Source organism: Aquincola tertiaricarbonis (assembly GCF_000969605.1).
In the GTDB taxonomy this organism is placed as follows: Bacteria; Pseudomonadota; Gammaproteobacteria; order Burkholderiales; family Burkholderiaceae_C; genus Aquincola; species Aquincola tertiaricarbonis.
Genome location: NZ_JZUE01000024.1, coordinates 38,463 through 55,709 on the forward strand (window position 1 = coordinate 38,463; position 17,247 = coordinate 55,709).

Sequence of the window (17,247 nt, forward strand, 5' to 3'; positions counted from 1 at the left end):
CGTTGCTGTTGCCCAGGTCCACATGCCGGCCGGCAGTCCACGCAGCCACCCCGGCTACAGCCACGTGACGCTGCCCGAGCTGCCCGGCATCGGCTTCGAGGGCAAGGCCGACCTGTATGCCGAGATGCGCGCGCTGGCAGCCTGACGCCGCCAGGGCCCGCGTCGATCACCGGCCGCGCCGGCAGCCGGCGGTGCTCAATACGTCTCCAGGTGCAGCCGGCCCTCGGCCTTGAGCACCGGGCCCAGCGCGTCCCAGGCCAGGCCGGCCTGCTGCGCCACGTCGCGCAGCGCCAGCACCACGCCCTCCTCCATGCTCTTGAGGCCGCACACGTAGAGGTGGGTGTTGTTGTCCTTCAGCAGCCCGGCCAGGTCGGCGGCGCGCTCCCGGATCAGGTCCTGCACATAGCGCCTGGGCTGCCCGGGCTGGCGCGAGAAGGCCAGGTTGATGTCGATGAAGTCCTTGGGCAGGGTCTGCAGCGGACCGAAGTACGGCAGCTCCTGCGGCGTGCGCGCGCCGAAGAACAGCATCAGCTTGCCACCTTCGAACTTGCCGCTCTTGCGCAGCCGGCGCCGCCATTCGGTCATGGCCCGCATCGGCGCGCTGCCGGTGCCGGTGCAGATCATCACGATGTGCGAACGCGGATGGTTGGGCATCAGGAAGCTGTGGCCGAACGGGCCCACCACCTGCACCTTGTCGCCCACCTTCAGGTCGCACACGTAGTTGGAGGCCACGCCGCGCACCGGGCGGCCCTGGTGGTCCTCGGTCACGCGCTTGACCGTCAACGCCACGTTGTTGTAGCCCGGCCGCTCGCCGTTGCGCGGGCTGGCGATGCTGTACTGGCGCGCCACGTGCGGCTTGCCGTTCGCATCCACGCCCGGCGGCACGATGCCGATGCTCTGGCCCTCCAGCACCGGAAACGGCATGCCGCCGAAGTCCAGCACCACGTGGTGGGTCTCGCTCGCAAAGCCGCTTTCGGTGCAGTTGATGTTGCCCACCACGGTGGCGGTGGTGGGCTTCTTCGGCGGATACAGGTTGGTATAGGCATGCGCCGCCGACCACGGCGGCGTGGTGGCGCCGTAGGCTGCCGTGTCGAACGGCGCTTCCACCAGCGCGCCGCCTGTTGCCGCGGCGGCCTCGGCCAGCACCGGCACCGCGGGCAGGCCGGCCGCCGCGGGTTCGGCATCCGCCGGCACGCCGGCTTCGGCCAGCTGCTCGGGCATGAGCTCGGGCGGCAGCTCGTCCCACAGCAACTGCTCCTCCACCGGATAGGCCATCGACAAGGGCATGGTGCGCCAGTTGTCGATGGAGCCCGTGGGGCACGGCGAGATGCAGGCCATGCAGCCGTTGCACACATCGGCCTTGACCACGTAGTTGCGGTCATCGTGCGTGATCGCCCCGATCGGGCAGGTCGCCTCGCAGGTGTTGCACCGGATGCAGATCTCCGGGTCGATCAGGTGCTGCCGGATGATGGCGACGTCGGTCATGGCATTCATGCTGGCCCGCTCCGGGGGTGGGTTATCCGAAGCGGACGTATTCGAAGTCCACGGGCTGGCGGTTGATGCCCATCACCGGCGGGGTGATCCAGTTGGCGAACTGGCCGGGCTCCACCACGCGGCCCATCAGGCTGGCGACGAAGGCACGGTCTTCCGGCGTGGGCAGCCATTCGTTCTTCTTGGCCTGCCATTCGGTCTCGCCCACCACGCGCCCGTCGGGCGACATCCTGATGCCGGCCAGCGCGCCGATCTGGCGGTTGAAGGCCTTGTGCGGCACCACCAGGCGGGTGGGGATGCCGGCCTTCTCGATGACCTTGTTCCAGCGGTTCACGCCGGCCACCGAGTCCTTGATGAAGTCATCGCGCAGCACCTCGTTCAAGGCGTTGAGCATCGGCACTTCCTTGTCCACCAGCTGGCCGTCCTGCACTTCCAGCACCTTGTAGGTGCGGCCCTTGAGCACATGGTCGTCGTCGCGCTTGCCTTCCTCGTAGCGGCCCTTCAGGCCCGAGCTGTAGAAGGTGGCGGCATTGCTCGACTGGTCGGCACCGAACAGGTCGATGGTCACCGAGTAGTGGAAGTTGAGGTAGCGCTGGATGGTGGGCAGGTCGATGGCGCCGGCCGCACGCACCTTCTGCACGTCGTCGGTCTTCAGCTCGTTCATCACCTGGCAGGTGCGGGCGATCACGCGCGACACGCCGCTCTCGCCCACGAACATGTGGTGCGCCTCTTCGGTCAGCATGAACTTGGTGGTGCGCGCCAGCGGATCGAACGCACTCTCCGACAGCGCAGCCAGCTGGAACTTGCCGTCGCGGTCGGTGAAGTAGGTGAACATGAAGAAGCTGAGCCAGTCCGGCGTCTGCTCGTTGAAGGCACCCAGGATGCGCGGGTTGTTCTCGTCGCCCGACTGGCGCTGCAGCAGGGCCTCGGCTTCCTCGCGGCCATCGCGGCCGAAGTGCTTGTGCAGCAGGTACACCATGGCCCACAGGTGGCGACCTTCCTCCACGTTGATCTGGAAGAGGTTGCGCAGGTCGTACATGCTGGGCGCGGTCAGGCCCAGGTGGCGCTGCTGCTCGACCGACGCGGGCTCGGTGTCGCCCTGCGTCACGATGATGCGGCGCAGGTTGGCGCGGTGCTCGCCGGGCACGTCCTGCCAGACGTTCTCGCCCTTGTGGTCGCCGAAATGCACCCCGCGGTTGGCATCGCCCGGGTTGAGGAAGATGCCCCAGCGGTAGTCGCGCATCTTCACGTGGCCGAACTGCGCCCAACCCTGCGGATCGACGCTGACCGCGGTGCGCAGGTACACGTCGTAGTCGGTGGAGCCGGTGGGGCCCACGTCGTCCCACCAGTTGATGAAGTTGGGCTGCCAGCCTTCGAGCGCGCGCTGCAGCGTGCGGTCCTCGCCCAGGTTGACGTTGTTCGGGATCTTCTGTGCGTAGTCGATGGTGCTCATGTCCGGTTCCTGGTTGTGCTCAAACGCGGTTCAGGTCGAAGGCCGCTTTTTCGCCCTTGCCGTACACCTTCAGCGCACCCTTGTCGCCGACGGCATTGGGGCGGTTGAAGATCCAGTTCTGCCAGGCGGTGAGCCGGCCGAACACGCGGGTGACCATGTTTTCCTTGCTGGAGAAGCGCAGGTTGGCCTCCAGGCCGGTGAGTGCATCGGGCGACATGGCGGCGCGCTCCTCGATGGCGATGCGGATCTCGTCGTCCCAGTCGATGTCGTCGGGCGCGGCGGTCACCAGGCCCAGCTTCAATGCGGCGTCGGCATCCAGCGGCTGGCCGGCGGCGGCACGGGCGGCTTCCAGCGGGCCGGCTTCCTCGTAGAAGCGGCGCTGCAGCCGGCTCTGCTCGGTCACCATTGGCAGCAGGCCGAAGTTCGTCTCGTCCAGCGTGAGCTGCGGCGCGCGCCCGGGCTCGTCGGGCAGCGCCAGCATGTAGCTGCGGTCGGCCGCGAAGGCCAGCTCGGCCAACAGGCCGGCGAAGCAGGAGCCGGGCTCGACCAGCGCGAACAGGCTGCGCGAGGACACGTCCAGCCGCGCGAAGGTGCGGCGCAGCAGGCCCAGCGTCTGGCGCACCAGCCAGTGGTCGGCATGCCGTACCAGCAGCTGGCCGGCGGCCAGCACCGCGGCGGCATCGCCCTCGGTCTTCAGCAGCCAGGTGCCGATGTCCAGCTCGTTGGTGCGCATGCACAGGATGGCGTCGTCGAGCTGCCGGCCCATGGCCAGCGGCCACCAGGCGGCGCCCGCGGCCTGGATGCCGGCCGCGTCCGTCGGCTGCGCGGCGCTGGGCGCCTTTACCGTGAAAGTGGCGGTGCGGCGGGCGCGGTCGATCTCCACCGTGACGTGTTCGTAGCGCAGGCTGTCGGCGCCGTCTTCGCGTTCCAGCCGGGGCAGCGCAATGCCTTGCGTGCCCGGGCCGGGGCGCTGGCTGGCGGCGGCCAGCTTCGATGCCCGATCCTGCACCGTGGCCGCGAACTGCGCCGGCTTGGCCACCGCGTCCACCAGGCGCCACTCCACCGCGCGCTGGCCGCGCACGCCTTCCACGCTGGTGCAGAAGATGTCGGCCAGGTCGTGGCGCACCTTGCGCTTGTCGGTCACGCGGGTCAGGCCGCCGGTGCCGGGCAGCACGCCCAGCAGCGGCACCTCGGGCAGGCTCACGGCGCTGGAGCGGTCGTCCACCAGCACGATGTCGTCGCAGGCGAGCGCGAGTTCATAACCGCCGCCGGCGCACGCGCCGTTGACCGCGGCCACGAACTTCAGGCCTTCATGCCTTGACGAATCCTCGATGCCGTTGCGGGTCTCGTTGGTGAACTTGCAGAAGTTCACCTTCCAGGCATGGCTGCTCACGCCCAGCATGAAGATGTTGGCGCCCGAGCAGAAGATGCGGTCCTTGGCGCTGGTGACGATCACCGTCTTCACCTCGGGGTGCTCGAAGCGCAGGCGGTTCAGCGCGTCATGCAGCTCGATGTCGACGCCCAGGTCGTAGCTGTTGAGCTTGAGCTTGTAGCCGGGGCGGATGCCGGCGTCCTCCGCAGTGTCCAGCGACAGCCGGGCGATGGCGCCGTCGGTGCTGATCGACCAGTGCCGGTAACGGCCCGGCTCGGTGCGGTAGTCGACGCGCGGGCTCTGGGCAATGGGATCGCTCATGCAGGTCTCCTGGCGGTGGAAGCAATGTGCTTCCGTCGAACGCAATGGAATGCAGCATAGTGCGTGCAATCCCATGCGTCAAGGCCAACCACCTTGCAATATATTGCTCTAGCTAGCTTTCCAGCGCCAGCACCTCGCGCGCCATGGCACGCAGCGCCGCGAAGCTCTGGTCCAGCGTGCGGCCGCTGGTGTCCAGCGTCAGGTCGGACTTGGAATAGAAGGCGGCGCGGCCGGCCAGGATGCGGCGCAGGTCTTCCATCGCTTCCTTGCTGGCGGCCATCGGCCGCATGTCGCCTTGCGCGGCCACGCGGGCCATGTGCTCTTCCGGCGAGGCCTGCAGCCAGATGGTGGTGCAGTGCGCCAGCAGCAGGTTGAAGGTGGCCGGGTCGGACACCAGGCCGCCGGGCGTGGCGATCACGACGTCGGCATAGATCTGCACCGTCTCCTCCAGCGCGCGGCGCTCATAGCGGCGGTAGGCGGCGGTGCCGTACAGGTCGTGGATCTCGCGGATGCTGCAGCCGGCCACCTTCTCGATCTCGCGGCTCAGCTCCACGAACGGCAGGTCCAGGTCGTCGGCCAGCATCTGGCCCAGCGTGCTCTTGCCGGCGCCGCGCAGGCCCACCAGCGCGATGCGGCCGCCGCGTGCGCGGTCGCCACCGGGCTGGCCTAGCAGCTCGGTGAGGGCGATGCGGGCGCGGCGCAGCTCGGCCTCGTTGCGGTGCTCCAGCAGCTCGCGGATCAGCAGCCATTCCGGGCAGCTGGTGGTCACGTCGCCCAGCAGCTCGGCCAGCGAGCACTGCAGTGCGCCAGCCACCTGCTGCAGCACCAGGATGGAGGCGTTGCCGATGCCGTATTCCAGGTTGGCGAAGTGCCGCTCCGACACGTCCGCCGCCAACGCGGCCTGCTTGCGCGTCAGCCCGCGGCGTGCACGCAAGGTGCGCACCCGCTCGCCCAGGGCCAGCAGCAACGGGTTCTTGGCCTCCTCCGCGGCGTCCGGTGCGTCGAGCACCGGGCTGGCGGGTCGTAGTTCAGCGCTGTCGTTCATGTTGTCCGTTGCCTCGGTCGGGCCCTAGGGGTTATCACTGCGAGTGCACTATATTGCTTGACGCTGCATTGACCCCTCGCTATCTTCCTGTCGCAGGCAAGATACTTCATTGCCTGTAGCGCATCAAGCAGAGTCGCCGGGTCAGGAGCCAGCCGCATGTCGCAAGCCGCATTTCACCAACGCATGGCCGAGGCGGCGGGGCACGTCGCGGGCCACCCGCTCGAGGCCACGGCCTGACGCACCGGCCTGACATGGGCATCCGAGAAGACATCCCCGTGCGAGGAGACATCGCCATGACTTTGCCTGCCCGGTTCAACTTCGCGCAGCACCTGCTCGAGCTCAATGCTGGCCGCGCCGGCAAGCCGGCATACATCGACGACCACGGCGTGCTGAGCTATGGCGAGCTGGCCGACCAGGTGCGACGGGTGTCGGCCGCCCTGCAGGCGCTGGGCCTGCGCCGCGAGGAACGCGTGCTGCTGCTGATGCACGACACCAGCCACTGGCCGGTGGGCTTCCTCGGCGCCATGCATGCGGGCGTGGTGCCGGTGGCGGTGAACACGCTGCTCACCGCCGAGGACTATGCCTACATGCTGGCCAACAGCCGCGCGCAGGCGGCGCTGGTGTCGGGCGCGCTGCTGCCGGCGCTGCAGGCTGCGCTCGACCTGGGTGAGCATGAACTGCGGCACATCATCGTGTCGCACCCCGACGAAGCCCTGCCGGCCGAGCTGCACGGCGCCCGCGCGCACGACCTGGCGGCGCTGATCGCCCGCCACGCGCCGGCCGCGCGGCCCGCGCCCACCGGGCCCGACGAGCCCGGCTTCTGGCTGTATTCATCAGGCTCCACCGGCAAGCCCAAGGGCACGGTGCACACCCACGGCAACCCCTACTGGACGGCCGAGCTGTACGGCAAGCCGGTGCTGGGCCTGACCGAGGACGACGTGTGCTTCTCGGCGGCCAAGCTGTACTTCGCCTATGGGCTGGGCAATGCGCTCACGTTCCCGCTGAGCGTGGGCGCCAGCGTGGTGTTGATGGCCGAGCGGCCCACGCCCGCGGCCACCTTCCAGCGCTGGACCGGCGCCACGCCGGCGCTGGCCGGCACCCGGCCCACCGTGTTCTTCGGCGCACCCACCGGCTTTGCCGGCATGCTGGCCTCGCCCGGGCTGCCGCCGCGCGACGCGGTGGCGCTGCGCATGTGCTCGTCGGCCGGCGAGGCGCTGCCCGCCGAGATCGGCCAGCGCTTCAAGGCGCACTACGGCAGCGAGATCATCGACGGCATCGGCTCCACCGAGATGCTGCACATCTTCATCAGCAACCGGCCGGGCGACGTGCGCTATGGCACCACCGGCCGGCCGGTGGCAGGCTACGAGATCGAGCTGCGCGGCGACGACGGCCGCCCGGTGGCCGACGGCGAGGTGGGCGACCTCTACATCCGCGGGCCCAGCGCCGCGCTGATGTACTGGGGCAACCGCGACAAGAGCCGCGAGACCTTCCAGGGCGGCTGGACCAAGAGCGGCGACAAGTACAGCCGCGATGCCGACGGCTACTACACCTATGCCGGCCGCAGCGACGACATGCTCAAGGTCAGCGGCATCTACGTCTCGCCCTTCGAGGTGGAGGCCACGCTGATGCAGCACCCCGCGGTGCTGGAGAGCGCGGTCATCGGCAAGGAAGACGCGGAAGGGCTGACCAAGACCAAGGCCTTTGTGGTGCTCAAGCCCGGGCAGCAGGTGGACGAGGCCGAGCTCAAGGCCTTCGTCAAGGACCGGCTGGCGCCCTACAAGTACCCGCGCTTCATCGAGTTCGTCGACGAGCTGCCCAAGACCGCCACCGGCAAGATCCAGCGCTTCCGCCTGCGCGAGCGGGAGAAGCAGGCGTGAGCGCCGCCGCCCGGCCGCCCCAAGGCGGCGCTCCTCCCGCGCGGCGGGATCCCGCGCAGCGGGAGGGTGCCCCATGACCGGCACGCGCTTCGCCGAGCTGGCCTGGCAGGGCCGCACGGTGCGCATCGAGCACCAGTGGCTGCGTGTGGACGATGCCGCCGCGCCGCTGATGGTCTTCCTGCACGAGGGCCTGGGCTCGGTGGCCATGTGGAAGGACTTCCCGCAGCGGCTGTGCGATGCGCTGGGCGTGCGCGGGCTGGTCTTCTCCCGCCCCGGCTATGGCCGCAGCACCCCCCGTGCGGCCGACGAGCGCTGGGCACCCGACTTCATGCACCGCCAGGCGCACGAGCTGCTGCCGGCGCTGTTCGATGCGCTGCGCATCGACACGGCCGGCAGCCCGCCCTGGCTCTTCGGCCACAGCGACGGCGGCTCCATCGCGCTGCTGCATGCGGCCCGCCACCGCACAGCCGGCGCCATCGTGCTGGCGCCGCACCTGTTCGTGGAAGACCTGTCCATCACCAGCATCGAAGGCGCACGCCAGGCCTGGCTGACCACCGACCTGCCGCAGCGGCTGGGCCGCTACCACGACGATGCCGACTCGGCCTTCTGGGGCTGGAACCGCATCTGGCTGGACCCGGCCTTCCGCGGCTGGAACATCGAACACGAGGTGGCGCAGATCACCGCGCCGGTACTCGCCATCCAGGGCATCGACGACGAGTACGGCACGCTGGAACAGGTGCGCAGCATCCGGCGGCTGCTGCCCGCCACGCAGCTGCTGGCGTTGCCCGACTGCGGCCATTCGCCGCACCGTGACCAGCCCGCGGCCGTCATCGCGGCGGCACGCGGCTTCCTGCAAGACCACCACCGCCCACACGACACAAGGGGACCCCGATGATCCGATCGACCGCATTCGCCATTCCGGCGCTGGCCGCCTCGCTGCTGATGGCATCGTCCGTGGCGATGGCGCAGGCCCAGCCCAAGCTGAAGGTGGGCCTGATGCTGCCGTACAGCGGCACCTTCACCGCGCTGGGCGTCGCCATCGAGAACGGCTTCCGCCTGTATGTGGACGAGCAGGGCGGCAAGCTGGCCGGCCGCGAGATCGAGTTCTTCAAGGTGGACGACGAGTCCGATCCGTCGAAGGCGACCGACAACGTCAACAAGCTGATCAAGCGCGACAACGTCGACGTGCTGGTGGGCACGGTGCACAGCGGCGTGGCCATGGGCATGGCCCGCGCGGCCAAGGAAAGCGGCACGCTGCTGATCGTGCCCAACGCCGGCTCCGATGCCGTCACCGGCCCGATGTGCGCGGTCAACATCTTCCGCAGCAGCTTCTCCAACTGGCAGTCCAGCTACGGCATGGGCACGGTGGCAGCGAAGCAGGAGAAGAAGAAGACCGCGATGACCATCACCTGGAAGTACGCAGCCGGCGAGGAGATGACCAATGCCTTCAAGGAAGGCTTCGAGAAGGAAGGCGGCAAGGTCAGCAAGCAACTGACGCTGCCCTTCCCCAACGTGGAGTTCCAGGCGCTGCTCACCGAGATCGCCGCGGCCAAGCCCGATGCGGTGTTCGCCTTCTTCGCGGGCGGCGGCGCGGTGAAGTTCGTCAAGGACTATGCCGCCGCGGGCCTGAACAAGACCATCCCGCTGTACGGCTCGGGCTTCCTGACCGATGGCACGCTGGAGGCGCAGGGCGATGCCGCGCAGGGCCTGCTGACCACGCTTCACTATGCCGACGGCCTGAACACGCCGCGCGACAACCAGTTCCGCCTGGCCTACGCCAAGACCTTCAAGATGCAGCCCGACGTGTACGCGGTGCAGGGCTACGACGCGGCGCAGATGCTGGCCACAGGCCTGGCCGCGGTCAAGGGCGACGTGAGCAGGAAGGCCGAGTTCGCCGCCGCGCTGCAGAAGGCGAAGATCGACAGCCCGCGCGGGCCGTTCACGCTGTCCAAGTCGCACAACCCGGTGCAAGACATCTACCTGCGCAAGGTGGACGGCAAGGAGAACAAGGTGGTCGGCATCGCCAGCAAGTCGCTGTCTGACCCCGCCCGCGGCTGCAGGATGTGACCACCCTCGGGGCGCCTTCCGGCGCTCCCCCTCAAGGGGGCGCCACCAACGGACCGGCGGAGCCGGATCCGTGGTGGCCGCTTGATGAAGGCACGCAGCCGCGAAGGGCTGCACCTGGAGACTGTCGATGGATGTGCCTACCTTTCTGGTTCAGTGCCTGAACGCGGTGCAGTACGGGCTGCTGCTGTTCCTGCTGGCGTCGGGGCTGACGCTGATCTTCGGGATCATGGGCGTCATCAACCTGGCGCATGGCAGCTTCTACATGCTGGGCGCCTACATGGCGTTTGCGCTCAGCCCGCTGTTCGGCGACCAGTTCCTGCTGATGCTGGCCGCCGGCATCGTGCTGGCGGCGGTGTTCGGCTACTTCCTCGAGTGGGCCTTCTACAGCTACCTGTACCAGCGCGAGCACCTGCAGCAGGTGCTGATGACCTACGGCCTGATCCTGGTGTTCGAGGAGCTGCGCAGCATCTTGGTGGGCAACGACGTGCATGGCGTGAAGCCGCCCGAATGGCTGGCCGGCAGCTTCGCGCTGGGCGAGGTGATGAGCTATCCCACCTACCGGCTGTTCGCCTCGGCGGCCTGCATCGTGCTGGCGCTCGGCCTGTACTGGGTGGTCAACCGCACGCGGCTGGGCATGATGATCCGCGCCGGCGCCAGCAACCGCGACATGGTGCGCGGCCTGGGCATCGACATCCGGCGGCTGTACCGCATCGTGTTCGCCGCCGGCGTGGCGCTGGCGGCGCTGGCCGGCATGATCGCCGCGCCGATGTCCAGCGTGTACCCGGGCATGGGCGGCAGCGTGCTCATCATCTGCTTCGTGGTGGTGGTGATCGGCGGCATCGGCTCCATCACCGGCGCGCTGGTGGCCTCGCTGCTGGTGGGCTTCGTCGACACCTTCGGCAAGGTGTTCTTTGCCGAGCTCAGCGGCATCGGCGTGTACCTGCTGATGGCCATCGTGCTGATCTGGCGGCCCGAAGGCCTGATGGGCCGCAGGGCTTGACGACATGAAGACCGACCTCGGCGCAACGTCCCCATCCGCTGCCATGGCCCTGCCTGCAAGCCCCCTACACGGCCCGGCGGCCGCCCCGCCGCGGCCGGCGGGCTGGAAGCCGGCCCTGCCCGCGCTGTGCGTGCTGGGCGCGCTGGCCGCACTGGCCCCGGTGCTCACGCCCTACCTCACCGACCTGCTGCTGAAGGTGATGATCCTGTCGATCTTCGCGCTCAGCCTGCAGCTGGTGGTGGGCATGACCGGGCTGGTGAGCCTGGGCCATGCGGCCTTCTACGGCATCGGCGCCTACGTCACCGTGCTGGCCTCGGGCGAAGCCGGCGGCTCCATCGCCACCGTGCTGCCGCTGGCGATGGGCGGCGCGGCGGCCTATGCGCTGTTCGTCGGCGCGCTGGGGCTGCGCACTCGGGGCATCTACTTCATCATGGTCACGCTGGCCTTCGCGCAGATGGCGTACTTCGTGTTCCACGACACCGGCATCGGCGGCGGCAGCGACGGCATCTACCTGTACGTGCGGCCTTCGCTGGGGCCCATCGACCTGGAGGACCGGCGCACGCTGTTCTACCTGGCGCTGGCCGCGCTGGCGGGCACCTACGGGCTGCTGGCGCTGATCCGCCGCTCACGCTTCGGCGCCGCGCTGGCCGGCATCCGGGTGAACGAGCAGCGCATGCGGGCCGCCGGCTTCAACACCTACCTGTACAAGCTGGCGGCCTTCGTCATCGGCGGTGCGCTCGCCGGGCTGGCGGGCTTCCTCGTGGCCTCGCGCGACGGCGTGGTCAACCCCGAGATGCTGTCCTGGCACACCTCGGGCGACGTGCTGCTGATGATCATCCTCGGCGGCCTGGGCAGCCTGCGCGGCGCGGTGATCGGCGCGGTGGCCTTCACGCTGCTGCGCGAGGTGCTGTCCACGCACGGGCTGGTGGGGCCGCTGGCCGACCACTGGCAGCTCACGCTGGGCCTGGCCATCATCGGCTTCGTCGCGCTGCTGCCCAAGGGGCTGATCGGGCTGATGGATCGGCTGTCGCCCCAGGGCACGCACAAGGGAGCCGCATGATGGCCGCGATGCTGCAAGTGGAAAGCCTGAGCCGGCGCTTCGGCGGCCTGCTGGCCGTCAGCGACGTGGCCCTGGACCTGCACGTGGGCGAGGTGCATGCGGTGATCGGCACCAACGGCGCAGGCAAGTCCACGCTGATCAACATGCTGTCGGGCGAGATCGGCGCCAGCGCCGGCCGCATCCGCTTCGACGGGCAGGACGTCACCGGCTGGTCGCAGCACCGCCGCGCCCGCGCCGGCGTGGGCCGCAGCTACCAGCGCACCACCATCTTCCCGGAGTTCACCGTGCGCGAGAACTGCCGGCTGGCCGCGCAGGCCGCCTTCGCGCGGCCGTGGGCGCTGTGGCAATCGGCCACCGGCTGCGTGCGCAGCAATGCCGCCGCGCAGGCGGCGCTGGAGGCCGCCGGCCTGGCGCACGAGGCCGACCGCATCGCCGGCACCATGAGCCACGGCGGCAAGCGCCAGCTGGAGGTGGCGATGTGCCTGGCCACCGCGCCGCGGGTGCTGCTGCTGGACGAGCCACTGGCCGGCATGGGCGCGGAGGAGACCGACCGCATGCTGGCGCTGCTGCAGCGGCTGAAGGCCACGCATGCGGTGCTGCTGGTGGAGCACGACATGGACGCGGTGTTCCGCATCGCCGACCGCATCACGGTGATGGTCAACGGCTGCGTGATCGCCACCGGCGAGCCGGAGCACATCCGCCGCCACCCCGACGTGCAGACCGCTTACCTGGGCGAGCATTGATGACGACCCCCCAGCTCACTTCGTTCACTGCCCCCCAGGGGGGCGTTCAGTCCCTTCGGGCGGCCGGGCGGGACTGACATGGTCACCATCGAAGGCCTCAACACCTACTACGGCGACAGCCACATCCTGCGTGGCGTCGACGTCGAGATCCCGACCGCCACGGCCGTCGGCCTGCTCGGCCGCAACGGCATGGGCAAGACGACGCTCATCCGCTCGCTGATGGGCTATGTGAAGCCCGCCTCCGGCCGCGTGCAGGTGGACGGCAAGGACGTCACCGGCTGGCCGCCGGAGAAGATGGCGCGGCTGGGCATTGGCTACGTGCCCGAGGGCCGCGGCATCTTCCCCAACCTGACGGTGCGCGAGAACCTGGTGATGACCGAGCGCCCGGGCCTGGACGGCCGCCGCGCCTGGACCTTGGAGCGGGTGCTGAGCACCTTCCCGCGGCTGGCCGAACGGTTGGGCCATGGCGGCCAGCAGCTGTCGGGCGGCGAGCAGCAGATGCTGTCCATCGGCCGCGCGCTGATGACCAACCCCCGGCTGGTCATCCTGGACGAGGCCACCGAAGGCCTGGCGCCGCTGATCGTGGCCGAGATCTGGCGCGTGATCGGCGAGATCCGCGCCACCGGCATCGCCACGCTGATCGTGGACCGCGACTACCGCAAGGTGCTGGCGCACACCGACCAGGCGGTGGTGATGCAGAAGGGCCGCATCGAGCGGGCCGGCGCCTCCACCATGCTGGCGGCGGACACGGCCGGCCTGGCCGAGTACCTGGGTGTCTGAAGCCACGCGCAGGCCGCGTACCCCTCGGTAGACGGCCTCGGCGTCGCCTCAGCCCAGGCGCTTCAGCGCATGCACCACCTCGCGGGTGGCGGTGTACAGCGTGCGGAAGTGCGGATAGATCCGGCTGTAGAACGCATGCCGGTCCGCGTCGGGATGGACCAGGCGGCCAGGGCGCACCCAGCGCTGCAGGTCGTCGGGCTGCAGCAGGCCGGCCGCCCGACCGGCAAGGAAGGCATCGCCATACGCCGCGCCCACCGTCACGCCGGGCACCTCCTGGCTCACGCCGGTGATGTCGGACACGATCTGCAGCCCGGTGTCGGTCTGTGCACCGCCGCCCACGGCCACCACGCGGCGCACCTGCGCGCCGATGTCGGCGAAGGCCTCCAGGTTGTGGCGGATGCCGAAGCCGATGCCCTCCAGCACCGCGCGGAACAACTGCTCGCGGCGATGGCCCAGGCCCAGGCCGGCCACCACGCCGCTGGCCAACGGATCGTTGATCGGGGTGCGCTCGCCGCTGAAGTAGGGCAGCACCAGCAGGCCGCCGGCACCGGGCGGCACCTCGGCCGCGCGGGCGAACAGCTCGGCATAGCCCTCGTCGGGCGGCAGGTCGCGGGCCAGTTCGTCCTTGAACCAGCGGGTCAGGCTGCCGGTGGTGCTCATGCCGGCGGCCAGGTTCCAGCTGCCGGGCGTGGCGCCGGCCACGGTCCACACCCGTGGGTCGGGCGTGGGTGTGGCCTGCTGCAGCACGAAGAAGGTGGTGCTGCCGTGCATCAGCATCAGGTCGCCGGGCTGGGTGACGCCCACGCTCAGCGCCTCGCTCAAGGCGTCGATGGTGCCGAAGGCCACCGGCGTGCCCACGTCCAGGCCGGTGTGCGTCGCCGCCTCGGGCTGCAGCCGGCCGGCCAGGTCCTCGGCCCAGCCCAGCGGCGGCAGCAGGCCGATGGGCGTCACCTCTGCGGCATGGGTGTCGTCCCACTGGCCGGTGGCGGGGTTGTACAGCGGCATGAAGTGGCTGGCGCTGTGGCGGTCCATCGTCAGCGCGCCGGTGAGCCGCCACACCAGGTACGAGGTGGCCGACACCAGGTGCCGCGTGGCCTGCCACACCGCCGGCTCCTGCTGGCGCAGCCAGCGGATCTTCGGGCCGATGGCCTGGCTGCTCAGGCTCATGCGCGAGAAGGCCTGGATCGTGTCGGCGCCGATGGCCTGCTCCAGCTCGGCGATCTGCTGCGTGGCCCGCACGTCCACGCCGTAGAGGATGCCGGGGCGCAGCGGCCGCCCGGCCGCATCCAGCGGCAGCAGGCAGGGGCCGATGGCGCTCACCGCCATGGCCGCGATGCGCCCGGGCGCCAGCCCGCTGTCGGCCAGCAGACGCCGGCTGAGCAGGCCCACGTCGTGCCACCAGACGGCATCGGCGTCCTGCTCCACATGGCCGGGTTGTGGCATCGACAGGCCATGCGGCTGCACCGCGGTGCACAGCACCCGGCCCGCCAGGTCGGTGAGCACCGCCTTGCTGCTGTAGGTGCCGACGTCGATGCCGAGCAGGTGGTCTTGCATGCGCGGAAGACTAGGCCTTGCCGGCCGCGCCCGGTGCTGGGGCGATCCCGGCCATCAGCTCGCACAGCTTGAAGATGGCGGTGGCGTTCAGCTCGCCCCAACCGAGGTTCTGCGCCACCTTGTTCAGCTCATGCACCATGTTGCTGAGCATCACCGGCACGCCCAGGCTCTCGGCGTGGTTGCGGATCAGCTCGGTGTCCCGCGGTGAAGATCATGGTGGGTGCGAGCCTGGTGGTGCGCGGCAGCGTCGCCTGATCGTCGGGCTGCCGCGCGGCTTCAGTAGAGGTCTTCCAGGCGGATCGGCAGGTGGTGCAGGCGCTGGCCGGTCGCATGGAACACGGCGTTCGCCACCGCCGCTGCCACGCCCACCATCACGATCTCGCCGAGGCCCTTGACGCCTTGCGGGTTGAGCCGGGGGTCAGGCTCGTCGATGAAGTCGACGTCGATGCGGCCGATGTCCGCGGCGACCGGAATCACGTACTCCGCCAGGTCGGCATTGAGGAAGCCGCCGTGCCGTGGATCAACCTCGCTGACCTCCCGCAGCGCCGCCCCGATGCCCCAGACCACGCCGCCCTCGGCCTGGCTGCGCGCGGTGCGCCGGCTCACCACGCGCCCGCAATCGATCACGCTGGCGCAGCGCGCGACGCGCACCCGGCGCGTGGTGGGCTCCACATGCACCTCGACGAAATGCGCCGCGTGGCTGAACGACACGAACTCCGGATACACCGGCCCACCCGCGGCCGGCAGCCCGCCGTCCAGCCGCCCGAAGACCTGCTCGGGCTGCCCCGGCGCGCGGGTCTGGCTGCGCACTTCCAGCTGCTCGCGGCCGCTGGCCTTCAGGCGGTCGAGCAGGTGGCCCGGCTGCGCCGCCCCGGCCGGTGCCTGCAGCTCGTCCATCAGGCGGCGGCAGGCCTCCTCCACCGCAGGCAAGGCGGTGGCGGTGCCCCAGGAGCCTGCGGTGAGGTGCTGGGGTGCGAATGCGGTGTCGCCGAGCTGCACCTCGATCGCCGCCAGCGGTGCGCCGGTGATCCGCGAGACCGATTCGGCGATGGCCGTGCGCAGGCCCTGCCCCATCTCATGGCCGCCCACCGCAACCCACAGGCGGCCCGAAGACGCCAGCCGCACCGTCGCGCGGGCGGGCGCCGCCGCCGCCTTGTAGGCACCGGTGGCCACCCCCAGCCCCACCAGCGTGCCGTCGGGCAGTGACATCGAGCGCGGTGACGGCCGTCGGCGTTCCCAGCGCATCAGCTCGGCGCCGCGACGCAGGCAGGCGGCGACATGGCGCGATGAGTACGGCTTGCCGGTCACCGGATCGGTCGTGCCGTCGTTGCGCAGGCGCAGCTCCACCGGGTCCAGCCCCGTGGCCTGGGCCAGCTCGTCCATCGCCAGCTCGAAGGCGAACACCGCCGGATGCTCGTGCGGCCCGCGCATGAAGCCGGGTGTCTGCACATCGGTGCGGACCAGGCGATCGGCGCTGCGGAAGTGGCGGATGTCGTACAGCCGCGCGGTGGTGTCGCTGCCGGTGGAAGGAAAAGCGTCGTGACGTGAGGTCTGCTGGTCCGTCTCGTGGATGGCGGCCAGCACGCGGCCATCGCGGCTGGCCCCCAGGCGCACGCGCTGCACGCTGTGCGGCCGGAACGAGGTGTTGTGGAACACGAGGGCACGCGGCACCACCAGCTTCACCGGCCGGCCCAGCCGCCGGGCCGCGATGGCCACCAGCACCGTGTGCGACTGCAGCGAGTTCTTCTGCCCGAAGCCCCCGCCGACCGCCGGCGACACCACACGCACCTGCGCGGCCGGCATGCCGAGCTGCCGCGCCAGCCCGTGGCGGACCGCCTCGGCGTTCTGCGTCGGTTCGTGGACGACGAGCTGCTCGCCCTGCCACTCGGCCACGGTGGCGACGAGCTCCATCGGATTCTGGTGCTGCGCCGGCAGCCGCGCCGTCACGTCCACCTTCACCGCGGCCTGCGCGAAGACCGCGTCGGCATCGCCCACGTGCTTGTCCGCCAAGGGCGGCAGCGGAATGAGCGACGGCTGCGCCGCCGTCTCGGCGCCAGGCGATCGCGGCACGGGCGCGGCCGGCATGGCGGTGAAAGCCACCTCCACCCGCTGCGCGGCTTCGCGGGCCGCCTCCAGCGTGTCGGCCACGACCAGCGCCACGTACTGGCCGCGGTAGGCGATGTCGGGCCCGGCCAGCGGCTGCAGGCTCTGGAAGCCGAAGCCGCCGCCAAGGATGAAGCCGCCACTGGGCAGCGGGCCGATGTTGACGTGGCTCAGCACCAGCCGCACGCCGGGCACGCGCTCGGCGGCCGCGGTGTCGATGCGCTCGATGCGGCCGCGGCCGATGGCCGCCGGCACCAGCGCGGCATGCAGCAGGCCGGCCGGCATCTGGTCCGCCGCATACCGGGTGGCGCCGCGGACCTTGTCCAGCGCATCGACGCGCTCCGGTCCGGCGCGCCTTGGGGAAGTGTTGATGCCGGCCAT

General features: G+C 70.2%; 15 protein-coding genes. 8 read left to right on the forward strand and 7 right to left on the reverse strand.

The features are described 5' to 3' along the window. Positions 1–22: 22 nt before the first annotated feature. Positions 23–145, forward strand: a complete 123-nt coding sequence (locus VO99_RS31755) for a hypothetical protein (protein ID WP_259374803.1) — start codon at positions 23–25, stop codon at positions 143–145. Positions 146–195: 50 nt separating this feature from the next. On the opposite strand, the gene boxA is transcribed toward VO99_RS31755, so the two are convergent. The 4 genes from boxA to VO99_RS22275 all read right to left on the reverse strand — a co-directional run bounded on the left by boxA (position 196) and on the right by VO99_RS22275 (position 5,682). Further along, the gene (gene boxA / locus VO99_RS22260; protein ID WP_046115135.1) at positions 196–1,494 is read right to left on the reverse strand and encodes a benzoyl-CoA 2,3-epoxidase subunit BoxA; all 1,299 of its coding nucleotides are present in this window, start codon (positions 1,492–1,494) and stop codon (positions 196–198) included. 22 nt (positions 1,495–1,516) lie between these two features. Beyond that, a complete protein-coding gene (gene boxB / locus VO99_RS22265) occupies positions 1,517–2,944 on the reverse strand; it encodes a benzoyl-CoA 2,3-epoxidase subunit BoxB (RefSeq protein WP_046115136.1) in 1,428 nt (475 codons plus the stop codon). Between the two features lie 19 nt (positions 2,945–2,963). Continuing rightward, positions 2,964–4,637 carry a 2,3-epoxybenzoyl-CoA dihydrolase gene (gene boxC / locus VO99_RS22270; RefSeq protein ID WP_046115137.1) on the reverse strand — a complete coding sequence of 558 codons (1,674 nt, stop codon included), beginning with the start codon at positions 4,635–4,637 and terminating at the stop codon, positions 2,964–2,966. Positions 4,638–4,749: 112 nt separating this feature from the next. Further along, positions 4,750–5,682 (reverse strand): helix-turn-helix transcriptional regulator, encoded by a 933-nt coding sequence (locus VO99_RS22275; protein WP_046115138.1) that lies wholly within the window; start codon positions 5,680–5,682, stop codon positions 4,750–4,752. 293 nt (positions 5,683–5,975) lie between these two features. On the opposite strand from VO99_RS22275, the gene VO99_RS22280 reads away from it, so the two are divergent. The 7 genes from VO99_RS22280 (at position 5,976) to VO99_RS22310 (ending at position 13,209) form a co-directional block, all read left to right on the forward strand. Further along, on the forward strand, positions 5,976–7,559 hold the full coding sequence (locus tag VO99_RS22280; protein ID WP_046115139.1) for a benzoate-CoA ligase family protein: 1,584 nt from the start codon (positions 5,976–5,978) through the stop codon (positions 7,557–7,559). 73 nt (positions 7,560–7,632) lie between these two features. Beyond that, positions 7,633–8,454 (forward strand): alpha/beta fold hydrolase, encoded by an 822-nt coding sequence (locus VO99_RS22285; RefSeq protein ID WP_046115140.1) that lies wholly within the window; start codon positions 7,633–7,635, stop codon positions 8,452–8,454. Positions 8,455–8,501: 47 nt separating this feature from the next. After that, a complete protein-coding gene (locus tag VO99_RS22290; protein WP_232315475.1) occupies positions 8,502–9,626 on the forward strand; it encodes an ABC transporter substrate-binding protein in 1,125 nt (374 codons plus the stop codon). 127 nt (positions 9,627–9,753) lie between these two features. Beyond that, a complete protein-coding gene (locus VO99_RS22295) occupies positions 9,754–10,626 on the forward strand; it encodes a branched-chain amino acid ABC transporter permease (RefSeq protein WP_046115142.1) in 873 nt (290 codons plus the stop codon). A 43-nt stretch (positions 10,627–10,669) separates the two neighbouring features. Further along, the gene (locus VO99_RS22300) at positions 10,670–11,686 is read left to right on the forward strand and encodes a branched-chain amino acid ABC transporter permease (RefSeq protein ID WP_157039706.1); all 1,017 of its coding nucleotides are present in this window, start codon (positions 10,670–10,672) and stop codon (positions 11,684–11,686) included. Further along, a complete protein-coding gene (locus VO99_RS22305) occupies positions 11,686–12,429 on the forward strand; it encodes an ABC transporter ATP-binding protein (protein ID WP_046115144.1) in 744 nt (247 codons plus the stop codon). Before VO99_RS22300 ends, VO99_RS22305 begins: the two co-directional genes overlap by 1 nt. Positions 12,430–12,507: 78 nt before the next feature. Continuing rightward, positions 12,508–13,209 carry an ABC transporter ATP-binding protein gene (locus VO99_RS22310; RefSeq protein ID WP_046115145.1) on the forward strand — a complete coding sequence of 234 codons (702 nt, stop codon included), beginning with the start codon at positions 12,508–12,510 and terminating at the stop codon, positions 13,207–13,209. A gap of 48 nt (positions 13,210–13,257) precedes the next feature. Here the strand turns inward: VO99_RS22310 and VO99_RS22315 are convergent, their stop codons facing one another. The 3 genes from VO99_RS22315 to VO99_RS22320 form a co-directional block, all read right to left on the reverse strand. Further along, positions 13,258–14,763: an FGGY-family carbohydrate kinase gene (locus tag VO99_RS22315; RefSeq protein ID WP_046115146.1), complete on the reverse strand. Its 1,506-nt coding sequence runs from the start codon at positions 14,761–14,763 to the stop codon at positions 13,258–13,260. 10 nt (positions 14,764–14,773) lie between these two features. Continuing rightward, positions 14,774–14,923, reverse strand: a complete 150-nt coding sequence (locus VO99_RS30460; protein ID WP_198157021.1) for a hypothetical protein — start codon at positions 14,921–14,923, stop codon at positions 14,774–14,776. A gap of 116 nt (positions 14,924–15,039) precedes the next feature. Further along, on the reverse strand, positions 15,040–17,247 hold the full coding sequence (locus VO99_RS22320; protein WP_046115147.1) for a xanthine dehydrogenase family protein molybdopterin-binding subunit: 2,208 nt from the start codon (positions 17,245–17,247) through the stop codon (positions 15,040–15,042).

Coding starts and splice junctions, on each gene's coding strand:
- VO99_RS22290 (WP_232315475.1), top strand. CDS start 8,502: ATGGCATCGTCCGTGGCGATGGCGCAGGCCCAGCCCAAGCTGAAGGTG.
- VO99_RS22310 (WP_046115145.1), top strand. CDS start 12,508: ATGGTCACCATCGAAGGCCTCAACACCTACTACGGCGACAGCCACATC.
- VO99_RS22305 (WP_046115144.1), top strand. CDS start 11,686: ATGGCCGCGATGCTGCAAGTGGAAAGCCTGAGCCGGCGCTTCGGCGGC.
- VO99_RS22320 (WP_046115147.1), bottom strand. CDS start 17,247: ATGGCCGGCATCAACACTTCCCCAAGGCGCGCCGGACCGGAGCGCGTC.
- VO99_RS31755 (WP_259374803.1), top strand. CDS start 23: ATGCCGGCCGGCAGTCCACGCAGCCACCCCGGCTACAGCCACGTGACG.
- VO99_RS22295 (WP_046115142.1), top strand. CDS start 9,754: ATGGATGTGCCTACCTTTCTGGTTCAGTGCCTGAACGCGGTGCAGTAC.
- boxC (WP_046115137.1), bottom strand. CDS start 4,637: ATGAGCGATCCCATTGCCCAGAGCCCGCGCGTCGACTACCGCACCGAG.
- VO99_RS22315 (WP_046115146.1), bottom strand. CDS start 14,763: ATGCAAGACCACCTGCTCGGCATCGACGTCGGCACCTACAGCAGCAAG.
- VO99_RS22280 (WP_046115139.1), top strand. CDS start 5,976: ATGACTTTGCCTGCCCGGTTCAACTTCGCGCAGCACCTGCTCGAGCTC.
- boxA (WP_046115135.1), bottom strand. CDS start 1,494: ATGAATGCCATGACCGACGTCGCCATCATCCGGCAGCACCTGATCGAC.
- boxB (WP_046115136.1), bottom strand. CDS start 2,944: ATGAGCACCATCGACTACGCACAGAAGATCCCGAACAACGTCAACCTG.
- VO99_RS22275 (WP_046115138.1), bottom strand. CDS start 5,682: ATGAACGACAGCGCTGAACTACGACCCGCCAGCCCGGTGCTCGACGCA.
- VO99_RS22300 (WP_157039706.1), top strand. CDS start 10,670: ATGGCCCTGCCTGCAAGCCCCCTACACGGCCCGGCGGCCGCCCCGCCG.
- VO99_RS22285 (WP_046115140.1), top strand. CDS start 7,633: ATGACCGGCACGCGCTTCGCCGAGCTGGCCTGGCAGGGCCGCACGGTG.